Annotated in this window: 10 protein-coding genes and 1 riboswitch; of the genes, 1 reads left to right on the top strand and 9 read right to left on the bottom strand. The window is 68.0% G+C overall.

The window, feature by feature from the left end; translation table 11 throughout:
- Window positions 1–45: 45 nt before the first annotated feature.
- From pnuC to ROV95_RS03925, 7 genes are all read right to left on the bottom strand, one after another.
- On the bottom strand, window positions 46–618 hold the full coding sequence (gene pnuC, locus ROV95_RS03895; protein ID WP_312543138.1) for a nicotinamide riboside transporter PnuC: 573 nt from the start codon (window positions 616–618) through the stop codon (window positions 46–48).
- Between the two features lie 8 nt (window positions 619–626).
- On the bottom strand, window positions 627–2,816 hold the full coding sequence (locus tag ROV95_RS03900) for a TonB-dependent siderophore receptor (protein ID WP_312543140.1): 2,190 nt from the start codon (window positions 2,814–2,816) through the stop codon (window positions 627–629).
- A 70-nt stretch (window positions 2,817–2,886) separates the two neighbouring features.
- Window positions 2,887–2,982: riboswitch (TPP riboswitch) on the bottom strand.
- A gap of 43 nt (window positions 2,983–3,025) precedes the next feature.
- Complete coding sequence (locus tag ROV95_RS03905; protein WP_312543142.1) at window positions 3,026–4,150, bottom strand: phosphotransferase; 1,125 nt, start codon at window positions 4,148–4,150, stop codon at window positions 3,026–3,028.
- A 128-nt stretch (window positions 4,151–4,278) separates the two neighbouring features.
- The gene (locus ROV95_RS03910; RefSeq protein WP_014645533.1) at window positions 4,279–4,686 is read right to left on the bottom strand and encodes a glycine zipper 2TM domain-containing protein; all 408 of its coding nucleotides are present in this window, start codon (window positions 4,684–4,686) and stop codon (window positions 4,279–4,281) included.
- 246 nt (window positions 4,687–4,932) lie between these two features.
- On the bottom strand, window positions 4,933–6,924 hold the full coding sequence (locus tag ROV95_RS03915; RefSeq protein WP_312543144.1) for a peptidoglycan-binding protein: 1,992 nt from the start codon (window positions 6,922–6,924) through the stop codon (window positions 4,933–4,935).
- Between the two features lie 112 nt (window positions 6,925–7,036).
- Window positions 7,037–7,807, bottom strand: a complete 771-nt coding sequence (locus ROV95_RS03920) for a hypothetical protein (RefSeq protein ID WP_312543145.1) — start codon at window positions 7,805–7,807, stop codon at window positions 7,037–7,039.
- Between the two features lie 378 nt (window positions 7,808–8,185).
- Window positions 8,186–8,824, bottom strand: coding sequence for a response regulator transcription factor (locus ROV95_RS03925; protein WP_019661903.1), 639 nt, complete (start codon window positions 8,822–8,824; stop codon window positions 8,186–8,188).
- A gap of 75 nt (window positions 8,825–8,899) precedes the next feature.
- On the opposite strand from ROV95_RS03925, the gene ROV95_RS03930 reads away from it, so the two are divergent.
- The gene (locus ROV95_RS03930; RefSeq protein ID WP_312543146.1) at window positions 8,900–12,499 is read left to right on the top strand and encodes a transporter substrate-binding domain-containing protein; all 3,600 of its coding nucleotides are present in this window, start codon (window positions 8,900–8,902) and stop codon (window positions 12,497–12,499) included.
- On the opposite strand, the gene ROV95_RS03935 is transcribed toward ROV95_RS03930, so the two are convergent.
- Both ROV95_RS03935 and ROV95_RS03940 read right to left on the bottom strand, forming a co-directional pair.
- On the bottom strand, window positions 12,493–12,894 hold the full coding sequence (locus ROV95_RS03935; protein WP_251102785.1) for a c-type cytochrome: 402 nt from the start codon (window positions 12,892–12,894) through the stop codon (window positions 12,493–12,495). The two genes, ROV95_RS03930 and ROV95_RS03935, sit on opposite strands and share 7 nt — an antisense overlap.
- Before the next feature lie 64 nt (window positions 12,895–12,958).
- Window positions 12,959–14,635 (bottom strand): electron transfer flavoprotein-ubiquinone oxidoreductase, encoded by a 1,677-nt coding sequence (locus tag ROV95_RS03940; protein ID WP_019661900.1) that lies wholly within the window; start codon window positions 14,633–14,635, stop codon window positions 12,959–12,961.
- Between the last annotated feature and the right edge of the window lie 55 nt (window positions 14,636–14,690).

A 14,690-nucleotide genomic window follows, 5' to 3' on the forward strand; every position in this document is an offset into this window, starting at 1 on the left:
CGTGGCGCTACTGTGGATGGCCAGCGCACAGCCCGGCCATCCGCATCAACGAACCGGCGCCACCTGCGGTTCGCGTGCGGCGGCACTCCATGCGCGCAGGCCGAACACGGCCAGGCCGAGGAAGAACACGTACAGCGCGGCGGTCACGTGCAGCGACTTGAACAGGTACGCGCCCACGTAGACCACGTCCACCGCGATCCACACCCACCAGCAGGCCACGTGGCGGCGTGCCTGCCACCATTGCCCGACCAGGCTCAGACCGGTCAGCAGCGCATCCAACCAGGGCAGGGCCGCGTCGGTGAAGCTGTGCATGGCCGCACCCAGCGCCACGCCACCACACAGGCCGATGGCCAGGTCGCGCAGCAGCTTGCCGCGCGCCAGCGGCACGATGCGGATGCTGCCCTCATCGGCGGCATGCTGCCGCCAGTTGAGCCAGCCGTAGACCAGGAAGCCACCGAAGGCGACCTGCAGCAGGGTGTCCGAGTACAGCTTGGCCTCGGCGAATACCAGCCCGTACAGCGTCACCGACAGCAGGCCCACCGGCCACGCCACCAGCCGGCGCCGGGCCATCAGCCAGACGCCAAGGATGCTGCACAGTGCGGCGGTCCACTCGAGCATCACGCCGCTCACAGCGCGAACGTCACCGACAGGCGGGCCTGTCGCGGTGCGCCGGGGAACAGGTAGTAGTCACCGCCGCTGCTGCCGGTATCGCGCCAGTAGAAGCGGTTGAACACGTTGTCCACCGACAGGTTCCAGGTCACCGCACGCTCGTGCAGGCGATGCTGGAAGCGCAGACCAGCGTCGAACACCGAGTAGTCCGGTGCGCGCACGCCGCCGTCGGCGCGTGCCACGTTGGCACCGGCATAACGCCAGCCGCCAGTGACATCCAGGCCCTGCACGAACGGCAGCGCGTAGGCCAGGTGCACGCTGGCCCGCACCTTCGGCACATTCACCAGCTGATGGCCTTCATAAGCCGGCGTGCCGGTGTCGCGCGCACGCGCCTGCAGCACGCTGGCACTGGCCACGATCTGCAATGCGTCGGTCAGCTGGCCGTTGGCGGTCAGCTCCAGGCCGGTGTGGGTCTGGGTGCCTTCCTCGACGAAGGTGTAGCCCACGTCGCTGTTGTCCGGCCTGGCGTACTGGTACGGCTGCGAAATGCGGAACACGGCCGCACCCAGGGTCAACGCCTCGACCGGCACGTACTTCACGCCCACTTCCAGCTGGCGCGACTGCACCGACGGCAGGAAGGTGTCGGCATTGCTGGTCCAGAACGGCGCTTCCTGGCCAAGCGAAATGCCGCGCACGTAACTGGCATAGGCGTTGAGCTGGCCGGTGGCCTTCCACACCAGCGCGGTCTGCGGCAGGAAGCGTGACAGGCGGCTGTGGCGCTGCGGGGTGCCGCGCTTGTCGTAGGCGCGCTCATCGAGGCGCACGAAGCGGCCACCGGCCAGCCACTGCCAGTCGTCACCGAAGCTCATCCGGTCCAGCGCGAAGAAGGCGGTCTGGCGGCTGTCCAGGCGACGTGCGGATGGGCCGGGCATCTTCGGCGACGGCTCGAACACCGGCACCGGTGCCTCGTGGATGTTGGTGGTGCCGACGTACTCGTTGACGCTGGGGCGCTTGTCCACGGTGCGGCGGAAGTAGTCGGCACCGAGGGTCAGCTCATGGCCGACGCTGCCGGTCTCGAAACGGCCGCGCAGCTCGGCACGGGCCTGCTGGTTGCGGCGGGTGTCGTCCGGGCTGCGGTAGTCGTAGACGTCGTAGTCGCCATTGGGTGCGAAGTAGTTGCCCGGCACGCTGCCGTCGGCGCACTGCGTGGCGTAGTAGCAACCGTAGGCGAAGGCGACGTTGTCATCGATCACCGACCGGCTGTGGCCGACCGAGACGCGCGACTGCCAGGCCTCGTTGAAGTCGTAGGTGTGCAGGGCGGTGATGTTGGTGCTGGCGATATCCACCGGACGCTGCCACGGCTGGTAGCCGAGCAGGTGCTCGCGGTCGACGCCGCGCGGCAGGTCGCGTGCGCCCAGCAGCTGGTAACCGGACACCGAACGCTGCGAGCTGGTCTGGTAGTTGGCATCCACTTCCAGCTTGCCGCGTTCGCCGATCAGCCAGTCGGCCGCCAGCGAGTAGAAATTGCGGCGGCCATCGGCGTGCTCGACATAGGAATTGCTGGAATCCCACGCGGCATTCAGGCGCAGGCCGAAGCGCGGGGTGATCCAGTGGCCGACATCGACGGCGACGTAGCGCGAGCCTTCCGAATCGGTGCCGAGCGTGGCGGTGCGCACTTCGGCCGGGCGCTTGCCGATGTAGTTGATGATGCCACCCGGTGCCATCACGCCTGCGGCCAGGCCGGCTTCACCCTTGAGGATCTCCACCGACTGCACGTTCTCCAGCGCCAGGCGCTGTTCGCCGGCGATGGACAGGCCGTTGAAGCGGTAGCCGGTGGCGGCGTCCAGCGCGAAGCCACGGATGGCGATGTTCTGGTAGTAACCCACCGGCGCATACGCATCACCGAGCGAGGCATCGTTGCTGGCCAGCTCGGACAGCGAACGCACCTGGCGACGGTCGAGGTAATCGCGCTCAAGCACGTTCACCGAGGCCGGCGTGTCCTTCCAGCTGCCGCCACCGAAGGCGTTCACGCGCGAGGTATCGGCTTTCGGTTTGCCGGCCTGCACGCGCACCGCTGCCAGTTCGGTCGGCGAATGCTCGGCGCCGGTGGCAGCCGCATCGGGGGACGCCTCGGCCTCGCTGGCGTGCAGCGGCAGCGCGGCGCAGAGGGCGAGGGAGAGCAGGGTGGGGCGAAGGCAGCGGTTCATTCGATTCGTCTTCGGACAACAAGGGAGACGAAGCGACGGCGCGCAGGTGCACCGGCCCATGACGGGGGTGTGGCTGCGGCTCAAAGCTCCCTACGCCGGTGCAAACCGGATCAGGTTCCAAGGGACTCTCTCAGCCTGGCAGATCCAGGCACCCCCGCTTCAGGTGACCATTTCACTACAAATGGTACGGATTTGCGAGCCGGCGCCCTTCAGGCTGCCGCGTGCAGGGCCTGCAGCAATGCCTGTCCCGGCGCGCTGTGGAACCACGCCGGGTGCCCCAGCATGAAGGGCTGCCACGCCACGTCGGCATTCGCGGTCGAGCCGGTGACACCTTCGAAGTACTCCACTTCGGACAGTGCGAAGTCGAAATGGACCATCGGCAGCAGGTCGGCCAGCAGGTGCACGCGTGCCGCCGACAGCGGCAGTACCTGGCGGTAGCCGTCGAGCAGCGCCAGCGCGATATCGATGCGCACTGCCTGCATGCCGCGCTCCAGTTCCAGCCACGCCACCGCGTTGCGCTCGATCGCGGTGGCGAGGTCGAACAGTGCGCTGGTAGGCGACGCCAGGCCGAAGTCCAGCACGGTACTGATCTGCCCATCGCGCCACAGCAGATTGGACACATGCCAGTCGTTGTGTGCCCACAGCCGGGGCTCGTCGCGCAGGCGTTCGGCCAGGCCGGCATGCCACGGCAGCACGTCACGCTGCAGCTGCGCCTCCCACGGAATGCGCGCGAGATAGCGGGCCAGCGCGGGGCGCTCGTGCAGCCCTGCCTTGATGGCCGCGACCGGATCGTCGGCGCCGATCAGATCGTCGCGCGCGACCAGCACATGGGTGCTGCGCTGGGGCGCGTGGTAGCTGGCGGCGGCACGGTGCAGCTGTGCGAGTGCGCGTCCGGCTTCACGGGCCTGCGCGATATCGGTCAGCAGCGACCACGACACCGCGTCGCGATACAGGTCCTCACCGACGCCAACCGCATGCAGCTCGAAGGTCCATTCGCCATGCTCGACGGCAGTGTGGCCATCGGTGGCCGGCAGCACCTGTACTACCGGCACGCCGGCGGCGGCGAGATGGGCGATGAAGTGGTGTTCTTCTTCCAGGCAGGCCGCACTGCGCACGCTGTGGTGGTGGCGCTTGATGAACAGCGCGCCGTCCACGCCGTCGACGATGGCGGCGGCCGACAGCGGTCGGGGGCTGTGCCAGCGCGGTTGGCTGTGCTCGCCCAGCTGCGGGTAACGCTGGCGCAGCCACGCGATGTCCGCCGCGCTGATCGGTGGCCAATCGGCAGCGACCTCGTCGTTGTTGAGGCCCTGCACGCGGTGGGAAGAAGAATTCATGCCGCAGCCCCGGTGGGGAAAGTCACATCCAAGGCTGCGCATTCAACGCCATGCACGCGGCCAACGCAAACGGGCGGGTCATCGACCCGCCCGTCCGTGCATCAGCTGCGGTGATGCCGCCGCGCTGCCTACCAGCCGCGATGGCGGCCGCGGTCGTGGTAGTAGCGGTTGTCGTAGTAGCGCTCGCGCTGCCAGCGACGGTCGTCACCGCGGTCGTAGTAGCCGCTGCGGTAGTAGCCACGGTCGTAACGGCGATCGTAGCGGTCGTCGTAACGGCGATTGTCGTAGTAACGACGGTCGCGGCGGTCGGAGGTGGTCAGGTTGCCGATCGCGCCGCCGGCCACGGCGCCGCCCACGGTGGCGGCAGGATCACCGTTGGAGAGCAGGTTGCCGGCCACGCCACCGACCACGGCGCCGACCAGGGTGCGCTTGTCCTTCCTCGACATCGCGCTGGCATCGCTGACCACGGCGACACCGGCAACCAGCGCCAGAGCCATCGCCAGACCACGGAAGCTGAGTGTGGAAGTACTGAGCATGTTCGTTCTCCTGTGAGGTGCATGCCACGCTGGGCAGGGAGGGCGCGGGGCGCCCCGGCTGCCGTGATGTCCACGCTGGCGTTCCAACATTGCCGGAACATTGCCTGGTGCACCGAGCGGCTTGCGCATTCATCTAGCGGCAGGCGGCATGAAGCAAGGCTGAAAGCGGCCTCGGCCGCTCAGCTGGCAGAAAGGGAAAAGGCCACGCGGACGTGGCCCTCCCTTCTCTCCCAAGGCGCTGCGGGCTTAGACGCCCATCGCCTTCTGTGCCTGCCGGGCCTGCTCCTGCTGGGCATCCTGCTGCTGGTGCAGCACGTTTGGGGCGCCCTGCACGGCACCACTGCTGAGCGCCAAGCTCTGCTCGCTGGCCGCACGGGTCTCCACCGCCACGCGGCTGGCCGCCGGGTCGCCGATCGCGCCCTGCACGGCGAACAGGCGCTCACCGTTCGGGCTGGGCACCACCGTGTCGATGCGTTGCAGGCCGGCGGCATGCGCCTCCTTGGTCAGGGCCGCGGCGGCGCTTTCCAGCGCGTGGCGATCCTTGAAGGTACCTGCCGGCAGCCGCTCCAGGCCTTCGGTGGCCTGCAGGTACATCGGATTGCGTGGGTGCCGCTCGTCGTTCAGCAAGGGCCGTTCGCGTGCTTCCTTGATCGCTTCCAGCGTCTTCGGACCGACGATGCCGTCGACGACCAGGCCGTTGTCCTTCTGCAGCTGGCGCACTGCCGCGTCGGTGTTGCGGCCGAAGCGGCCATCCTCGACCAGTGGCTTGCCGTCGGCGCCGACGTAGCCCAGGTGGCCCAGCTGCTCCTGTACCTTGCGCACGCCCTCGCTGTGCGCGCCCTGCTTGTACAGTTCGGCGTGCGGCGTGGCGGCCGCCTTGTGCTCGGCGTTGGTCTTGCCCTGGGTCTGCTCGTGCGATTGGGTGCGGTTTTCCAGCAGGTCACGGGCCTTGGACAATGGATCGGACGCGAACAGCTTCCAGTGCGGGTGGTCCTTCACCTGCCTGAGGTAGTCCTCCACCGGCATGGTGTGCACGCCCTTGCTGCCGGTGGACTGGCTGATCAGCAGCCTGTCGGTGTTCGGGTCGCGCACCACCATCACGATGTGGTCGATGCCGTTCCAGTGTTCATGGCGGGTCCTGGCCGTATCCAGGCCGATGATCATGCCTTCCTTCAGCGCACCGGGCTTGAGGATCGCGTCGCGGTCAAGCAGCACGCCGGACTGGTCGAATGCCCTGCGCACGATGCCGCCGGAACCCAGGTTGCCCAGGTCGATGCGATCGGCCTTGCTGAAGACCGCATGCCCGGCCTTCTGGTTGATCTCGTCCATGGTCCGGTTCTGCAGCGTGCCGACCCAGCCGGAGCAATCGATGTAACCCTGGTCCACGTTCTTGCCGGTCTTGCCCGGTACGTACAGCGCGTGGCCCGGAATGTTGATGGCGTACTTCACATCGTCGTACTTCACGCCGGCCTCGTAGGCGGCCTGCAGTTCGATGCCCGGTTTCGGCGCGGCAGCGGCTGTTGCGGTTGCCGCCAGCGTGGCAGCACCGGCCGCCACGGCTGCGCTGGCCTGTGCAGGCGCGGCCGGGGCCTGGCCCTGGCCCTGTGCCACCGCCTGCGGTTCGATGTTCTTTTCCGGGATGCTGATCGCTGCGTACTTGTGGATGTAGTAGCTGGAGAAGGCCCGTGCCAGGTCGCCATCGTTCATGCCGCGCATTTCGGCCAGGCTGTGGCCGGTCAGCGCCTTCGCGTCCGACCCGATCTGGTTCAGCACGTTGCGGCGCATGTTGATCTCGTCGCCGTGGCTGTTGCGGACCACGCCGAAGGTGCCGGTGGCAATGGCGGTCTGCACCGAGCCATAGCCGGCACTGCCCTGCTGGTGGGCCAGGTACAGGTCCAGCCCGGTCGGCGTACTGCCGCCGGACAGGTACGGGTGGCCGGTGCGCTCGTTGCGGCGTGCCATCGAGTCCAGGTTGTCCTGGTACATCTGCGCGGCCGCTTCGGTGTTGCGGGTGGGGTCGAACTCGTGGCCGGTCAGGTGGTACTGGCGTGCGGACCCGGGCACGAACTGGAACAGGCCCTTGGCGCCGGATGACGCGTTGTGGGCGCGCTCGTTGAACGTGCCACCGGTCTCGATGTACGCGAAGCGCATGAAGTCGTCGACCGGAATGCTCTTCTGCCTGGCGACCTGCTCGACGATGTCCAGGACTTCCTTTCTGCTGTAGTCATGCTGTGCCATGACGTTTTTCCTCGGGGTTGATGGAGCGGCGCATGCCGCGAATCGCCAACCGGACTCATCCGTGAGTCAAGAACATGTCGGTCAACAGGGAACCCGCGCGTGGCGGGTGCTTTCAGCGCGCGAGGTACTGCTGGGTCGCGCTGTCGAAGGTGTAGTGCACGGTGTCGCCGGCACCCAGGGTGCGGGTCCTGCCGGGGCCTTCGAGGGTTGTGCCCTTGAAGGTCACGGTCAGTCGCGGCAGGCCGTTGCCGTCGGCAGCGAAGGCCAGTTCGCCGTCGCTGTCGGTGCAGGGCATCACGTTGCCTTCGTCGCAGGCGGCGCTGTTGTCTTCGCCTGTGCGCACCGTACCGACATAGCGCCAGACCTTGCTGTCCACGTCGTCTTCGCTGCGCCTGGGGTTGAACAGCAGCAGCGCATAGCCGGTGCTGCTGACGCCGCGGTCGAAGCTGCTGGTCGGCACCGCCAGCAGCAGGCGGCCGTCGGCGGTGCGATGTTCAAGCGGCTTGCGCCGGGTATCGACGTCGTCGGCCTTGTCGTACGCGCCCAGTGCGCCGATGGTCCATTCCTGGCCACGGAACTTCCACGGCTTCTTCGCGTCGGTGCCGGCCAGCACGAAGGTGGCCTCGGCGAGGTTGGCGCGGTCGTCCGGACCGGCCTGCGTCTGCTCGCCAGGCTTGCCGTAGTGCTCGCGGGTATCCCAGGAGAAACCCGTGTAGTACGTAGTGCCATCGAGAGTGAAGGTGTGGCCGAACCAGAAGGTCGCCACGCTGCCGTTCTGGACCTCATAGGAGGTCGCGCCATCGCCATCCACTTGATAGGTGAAATACATCACGGTCGGCGCGTCGGGCGGGGTAACGGCGGTGTCGGGAGAGGTGTTCTGCATCGTGGCAACATCCTGTCGGGGCGCATTGGCAGCCTGCGCAGGGGCGCCGGGCTGGGAGGACGAGGGGACCGGATCGGCGGCGCTGCAGGCGGCAGCGGAAAGAGAGACGAGCAGGCACGCCGCGAATGCGCGCAGGGGCCGCACCGGCAGGGTCCAACGTAGCTTGGGGGGATGATGCATGCGCCTCTCCATGGTCAGCGTTGCCGGGCCAGACGGCCGGCAGGGAACCGCGCCACGTCCACCAGGGACGGGAGCGAGGACATGAGCCGGTCGATTCCTTCGACCTCGCATTGGGAACTCATGCCCCACCATCTTGGCACAGATCGGCGGCCCGTCAAAGAGGGCAGTGCCAGATGCCCTTCTTGTGCGATCCGGCTCTCAGATCTTGCCGTCGCGCAGGTAATCGAACAGCTCGGCGTCGCCCTTCAGGCCCAGTTTGAGCATGGCATCACCTTTCTGCCGGCTGATGGTGCTGACGCTCTTGTGCAGCTGAAGCGAGATTTCCTTCACGGTCATGCCGGTGCCGAGCAGCCGCAGCACCTCCACCTCGCGTGGCGACAGCGGCTTGCCGTCACCCTCGCGCATGCGCCAGCTGCCGGCAGCCTCGACCCGCTCGCGCAGGCTGCGGCTGATGTAGGGCTGGCCGCGGTAGACCGACTGGATGGCCTGCGGCAGCTCGTCCATCGACGAGCTCTTGTCGACCAGGCCGAGCACGCCGCTGTCGAGCACCATGCGCAGGATCGCCAGATTGCTGGAGACGCTGAGCATCAGCACCGGCAGGTCTGGATGACGGCGGCGGATCATGCCGATCATGGCGAAGCCGTCGGCCTGCGGGCTGCCCGGCATGGAGTAGTCGGTCACCAGCAGGTCGCAGGGCTGGCTGCCGAGCAGGGCCATCAGCGCCTGCGCGCTGTCGGCTTCGCCGACCACGCGGCCCACCCCGCTCGATTCGATGACGGCGCGTGTACCGATACGGACCACCGGGTGGTCGTCTGCGATGATGATGCGCAAGCTCATGCTCTAGTATGGCCACCGGGCTGGCTGGGCCGCGACCATCGCGGTCCCTGGCAGGATTCTAGGAGATCGACGCCGATGCGTAGCTGGGCTGTTCGCGGGCTGGTCCTGCTGCTGGTCGTACTGGCGCTGCCGGCAGCGTTGGCGCAGGCGGTGCCCGGGCCGTTGCCGCTCAGCCCCCTGCAGCGCGAGTACCTGGCCGCCCATCCGAGCATCGTCGTGGGTCAGTATGACAGTGGCTGGCCACCGTTCGAGTCCCTCCGTGATGGCCAACAGGTTGGCCTGGGTCCGGATTATCTGTCGCTTCTTGCCCATCAGTTGGGCGTGAAGGTGGAGGCAAGGCGCTACTCCGACTGGACATCCGTGCTGGATGCGGCATGTCGTGGCGAGATTGATGTGGTGATGAACGTCGGGCTCAGTGCCGACCGCACCCGCTGCATGGTCTACACCGCCGCCTATGGCGAGGCCCCGCTGGCCCTGGTGGGGCGCCCGGATGACCTGCGTGCCTCCGACAATCCCGATCTGGACGGACTGCGGGTGGTGATCGAGCAGGACTTCCTGACCGGGCCCCAGGTGCGCGCCCGCTTTCCGCATGCGCGCCAGCTTGTCGCAAACAACTCGTTGGCGGCCTTGGAGATGGTCAGAGACGACAAGGCCGACGTTTACATCGGCAATGCCTATGTGGCCACCGAACTGATCGCCCGCGAGGACCTGCAGGGCGTCGTGCTGCTGCGCCCCAGCGATCTCCCGCCGGAGCGACTGCACTTCGGCATTCCCAACGGCAAGCAGCCACTGGCCGAAGCGCTGGACCTGGCGCTGGCCGCGACCAGCCAGGCCCAGCGCGATGCGCTGGCGCAGCGCTGGCTGCCACCTCCGCGGTGGTCGGCATCGGCACAGCTGGCGCTGAGCCAGGCCGAGAAGCGGGTACTGGAGCAACCGTTGAGGATTGGCTTCGCGCCGAACGCGGCGCCACTGTCGTTCGCCGACCAGGATGGCAACCCCAGCGGCCTGGCCAGCGAATACCTGCGCCGCCTGCTGCAGGCCGGCGCCAACCTGCAGGTGGAAAACAGCCATGACTGGTACGAAGTGCGCGAGAAGGCGCGCCGCGGCGAGCTGCAGGCGGTAATGGGCATTCCGGCCGATTCGCGCTACCTGGGCCCGGACTGGGTGTTCAGCCAGCCCTTCATCAGCGTGCCGAACGTGATCGTCAGCCGGCGCGACAGCCCGGCGCTGCTGGGCCTGTCAGACCTGCAGGGCAAGCGGGTGCTGCTGTCCGATCCGGAGCGCGTGCGTGGTTATGTGCTGCAGCAGGCACCGCAGGCCCGGATCATCGCAGCGCGCAGCGCGGAACAGGCCCTGCAGCGCCTGATCAATGGCGACGCCGACGCCTATATAGGCAATCTGGCCGTGGTGGACCACCTGCTGCGCAACCGCTTCCCGGGGCGCCTGCAGGTGGCCGCACCGGCCGGCTTCAACGATCAGCTGGTGCTGGCTGTCGAGCGTCGCCATGCCGCCCTGGCCACCACCTTCGACCGCCTGCTGCTGCAGATGACCCCACGCAAGCGCGAAGCCCTGCGCGGCGACTGGCTGGCCGTCGAATACCGCAACGGCCTCGAGTGGACCCGCGTGGCGCGCTGGGGCGTGCCGCTGCTGCTGGTGCTGCTTACCGCGCTGCTGGTGCACGCCATCGGGCATTGGCGGCTGCGCCGTGAGGTAGCCGGGCGTCGCCATCTGGAACAGCGCCTGGCCGAAGTCACCGACAACCTGCCCGCCGTGGTCTATCAGGCACGCCGTGCGGCTGACGGAACCCTCAGTTTCCCGTTCATTGCCGGTGACCTGCAGGCGTTGTTCGGGATCAGCCGGCAGCAGGCCGAACAGGATGCAACCTGCCTGCTGGAGCGCATCGAGGAAGATGACCGCGAGCACATCCTGCATGCGGTCGAGCAGGCGGCGCGGCAGTTCGCGCCGCTCATTCTCGAGTTCCGGCTGCGTCCTGAAGGCACCGGCGCGCGCTGGGTGCGCAGCCAGGCCCATCCCTATGCTGCGGAAGCGGGCGCGGTGATCTGGAGTGGTTACTGGGTGGACGTCAGCGAGGCGCGTGCGCAGGCCGAGGCCCTGACTGCGGCCAAGGCAGAGGCCGAACAGGCCGCGGAGGCGAAGTCGCGTTTCCTGGCAACCATGAGCCATGAGATCCGCACGCCGATGAGCGGCGTGCTGGGCATGCTTGAGGTGCTGGCCCATTCGCCGCTGGATGCCGAGCAGCAGCGCATTCTCAACGTGATCGAGGATTCCGCGCAGATGCTGCGGCAGATCCTCGACGATATTCTCGATTACTCGCGGCTGGAGGCCGGCGCACTGCGCCTGGAACCGGTGCCGCAGCCGCTGCGGCCCTTGCTGGAGAGCGTGTGCCGGTTGCTGTCGGCGCAGGCCAGTGCACGTGGGCTGGACCTGCACGTGCAGATCGACCCACAGCTGGCAGCGGCGCACGAAGTGGATGGCGTGCGCCTGCGCCAGATCGTGTTCAACCTGCTCAGCAACGCCATCAAGTTCACCGTGCGCGGCGAAGTGCGGTTGCAGCTGGAAGTGCTGGGGCCGACCGCCGAAGACGGCAGCCAGCCGCTGTGCCTGAGCGTCACCGACACCGGCATCGGAATCGCGCCGGAACAGTTGCAGCACCTGTTTGCGCCGTTCACCCAGGCCGGTGCATACATCCAGCGTGACCATGGTGGTACCGGCTTGGGCCTGAGCATCTGCCAGCGCCTGGTGCAGATGATGGACGGCGAACTGGAGCTGCACAGCACGCTGGGCGAGGGTACCCGCGCCGAGGTGCGGCTGTCGCTGGTGGAAGCCGGCCGTGGCGATGTTGAAGCGCTTGCCGCCGAGGAGGAACAGGCGGCGCTGCTGCCGCCGGCGTTGCGCGAGGCACGCGTGCTGGTGATCGAAGATCATCCGACCAACCAGGCGATGATGGCCTGGCGCCTGCAGCAGCTGGGTGTGCCGCATGTGCTGGTCGGCGATGGCCAGCAGGGGCTGGACCGGTTGGCGTCGGAGCCGTTCGATCTGGTCATCACCGATTGCCGGATGCCGGTGCTGGATGGCTTCGCCTTCACCCGCCTGCTGCGCGAACGCGAGGGTCGCAACGGCCAGCCGCGGCTGACCGTACTGGCGCTCACCGCCAGCGTACTGGACGACGATGCACGGCGCTGCCGCGAGGCCGGCATGGACGAAGTACTGTCCAAGCCGCTGTCGCTGGCAACCCTGCGCGCCGCGCTGCTGCGCTGGTTGCCGCAGGCGCAGGGACTATCGGTTGTGGAGCCGCAGGCCGGACCCGCTGCCGACGATGGCGGGACGCTGCCTGATCTGGCCAGCCTGCAGCGGCGGTTCGGCTCACGCGTGGTGGCCGAGCAGCTGCGCGACAGCCTGTTGCAGGCCAGCGAGGGCGATCTGGCGACCGTGCAATGCGCCGTGCAGGCCGGCGACCGCGAAACCGCGGCGCTGCAACTGCATCGCCTGGCCGGCGGCCTGGGTGCGGTTGGGGCGACGGTGCTGGCCGGGCAGGCCAACGCACTGGTCGAGCGGCTGCAGGACGCAGCCGAGACCGATCCGGAGCCGTTGTTCGAGGCGGTGGCGGGGTTCGTCGCGCGTCTGCAGCACCAGCTGCAGCGATTGGCTCACTGAGCCGACTGCTGTTGCAGGTAGGCGATCACCAGCGCGCGGCGTTCGGCGCTGGGAAAGGCGTTGTACATGCGGGTGCCGGGCACCACGTGGGTGGGCGACTGCAGGAAGGCATCCAGGGTCTGCGCGGTCCAAGTGATGTCGGCGCGGCGCATGCCCTCGGAATAGCCGTAGTCGGGCAGGCTGCCGGCGCGGCGGCCGATCACGCCATGCAGGTTCGGCCCGAAGCGGTGGATACCGCCGGGCTGCACCGTGTGGCAGCCGGCGCACAGTTCGAACGCGCGCTGCATGGCCTGCTGCCGGGCCTGTTCGGGCGTGGCGGGCGCAGCAGGTGGGCGCTGGCAGGCCGTGGCGAGCAGGGACACGGCAATGGCAATGAGCAGGCGGTCGGCGCGCATGGGCGGCAGGATAGCGGTGCGGTCGAGCCGCCGGGCTGCGACACGCGGTCGCAGCCCGGGGCGATCACATGCCCGAGTAGTTCGGGCCGCCGCCGCCCTGCGGGGTCACCCACACGATGTTCTGGGTGGGGTCCTTGATGTCGCAGGTCTTGCAGTGCACGCAGTTCTGCGCGTTGATCTGCAGGCGCGCGCTGTCGGCTTCGCCGACGAACTCGTACACGCCGGCCGGGCAGTAGCGCGCTTCCGGACCGGCGTACTCGGCCAGGTTCACCTTCACCGGAATGCTCGGGTCCTTCAGCGTGAGGTGGCTGGGCTGGTTCTCGTCGTGGTTGGTGCTGCTCAGGAACACCGAGCTGAGGCGGTCGAAGGTCAGCACGCCATCCGGCTTCGGGTAGGCAATGCGGGTGTGCTTGGCCGCCGGCTCCAGGCAGGCATGATCCGGCTGGGTGCGATGCAGGGTCCACGGCGGGTTGCGCACGCCCAGTTTGGGCAGCAGCCACTGCTCCACGCCGGTCATCAGCGTGGCCACGGTCTGGCCCTTCTTGAACCACTGCTTGAAGTTCTTGGCCTGCTGCAGTTCGGTGAACAGCCAGCTGGCTTCGAACGCCTTCGGGTAGGCGCTCAGTTCATCGTGCTGGCGATCAGCAGCCAGCGCGTCGAACGCGGCGTCGGCGCACAGCATGCCGGTCTTGATTGCGGCGTGGCTGCCCTTGATGCGGCTGGCGTTGAGGTAACCGGCCTCGCAGCCGACCAGCGCGCCCCCGGGGAACACCGTCTTGGGCAGCGACAGCAGGCCACCGGCGGTGATTGCACGGGCGCCGTAACCGATGCGGGTGCCGCCCTCCAGGTGCTTGCGGATGGAGGGATGGGTCTTGAAACGCTGGAACTCCTCGAACGGGCTCAGCCATGGGTTCCTGTAGTCCAGGCCGACCACGTAGCCGATGGCGACCTTGCCCCCGTCGGCGTGGTACAGAAACGCGCCGCCGTAGGTGTCGCTGTCCAGCGGCCAGCCGGCCGCATGCACCACCAGCCCCGGCTCATGCCTGGCCGGGTCGATCTGCCACAGTTCCTTGATGCCGATGCCGTAGGCCTGCGGGTCCTTGCCTTCGTCCAGTTTGTAGCGGGCGATCAGCTGGCGGCCGAGGTGGCCGCGCGCGCCTTCGGCGAAGACCGTGTACCTGGCGTGCAGCGCCATGCCGCGCTCGAAGGCCGGGCCGATGCTGCCGTCCTTCTCGATGCCCATGTCGCCGGTGGCCACGCCGATCACTTCACCGTTGTCGCCGAACAGCACTTCGGCGGCGGCAAAGCCCGGGAAGATCGCCACTTCCAGCGCCTCGGCCTGCTGCGCCAGCCAGCGGGTCACTTCGCCCAGGCTGATGATGTAGTTGCCTTCGTTGTGGAAGCACTCCGGCAGCAGCGCGTTGGGCGTGCTGCGTGCGCCGGTCTCGCTGAGGAACAGGAATTCGTCGCGGGTGACCTTCTGCTTCAGCGGTGCGCCGCGTTCGGCCCAGTCCGGGAACAGTTCGGTCAGTGCGCGCGGGTCCATCACCGCACCGGAGAGCACGTGCGCGCCCGGTTCGGAGCCCTTTTCCAGCACGCACACCGACAGCTCGCGGCCGGCTTCGATCGCGCGCTGGCGCAGGCGGATCGCGGTGGCCAGGCCGGCAGGACCGGCGCCGACGATCACCACGTCGAACTCCATTACTTCACGCGGGGGCAGGGCGTTGGCTTCAGCGCTCATCGATTGCATGACTCGTGGGTAGGGCCGGCATCGGGGCCACCGGCGGTGCCTGGGA

The organism is Stenotrophomonas maltophilia group sp. msm1 (assembly GCF_032025805.1).
GTDB classification, from domain to species: Bacteria; Pseudomonadota; Gammaproteobacteria; order Xanthomonadales; family Xanthomonadaceae; genus Stenotrophomonas; species Stenotrophomonas hibiscicola.

What these genes read in the sequence shown, in the direction of transcription:
- pnuC (WP_312543138.1), bottom strand. Translation starts at nt 618, where the DNA reads ATGCTCGAGTGGACCGCCGCACTGTGCAGCATCCTTGGCGTCTGGCTG.
- ROV95_RS03900 (WP_312543140.1), bottom strand. Translation starts at nt 2,816, where the DNA reads ATGAACCGCTGCCTTCGCCCCACCCTGCTCTCCCTCGCCCTCTGCGCC.
- ROV95_RS03905 (WP_312543142.1), bottom strand. Translation starts at nt 4,150, where the DNA reads ATGAATTCTTCTTCCCACCGCGTGCAGGGCCTCAACAACGACGAGGTC.
- ROV95_RS03910 (WP_014645533.1), bottom strand. Translation starts at nt 4,686, where the DNA reads ATGCTCAGTACTTCCACACTCAGCTTCCGTGGTCTGGCGATGGCTCTG.
- ROV95_RS03915 (WP_312543144.1), bottom strand. Translation starts at nt 6,924, where the DNA reads ATGGCACAGCATGACTACAGCAGAAAGGAAGTCCTGGACATCGTCGAG.
- ROV95_RS03920 (WP_312543145.1), bottom strand. Translation starts at nt 7,807, where the DNA reads ATGCAGAACACCTCTCCCGACACCGCCGTTACCCCGCCCGACGCGCCG.
- ROV95_RS03925 (WP_019661903.1), bottom strand. Translation starts at nt 8,824, where the DNA reads ATGAGCTTGCGCATCATCATCGCAGACGACCACCCGGTGGTCCGTATC.
- ROV95_RS03930 (WP_312543146.1), top strand. Translation starts at nt 8,900, where the DNA reads ATGCGTAGCTGGGCTGTTCGCGGGCTGGTCCTGCTGCTGGTCGTACTG.
- ROV95_RS03935 (WP_251102785.1), bottom strand. Translation starts at nt 12,894, where the DNA reads ATGCGCGCCGACCGCCTGCTCATTGCCATTGCCGTGTCCCTGCTCGCC.
- ROV95_RS03940 (WP_019661900.1), bottom strand. Translation starts at nt 14,635, where the DNA reads ATGAGCGCTGAAGCCAACGCCCTGCCCCCGCGTGAAGTAATGGAGTTC.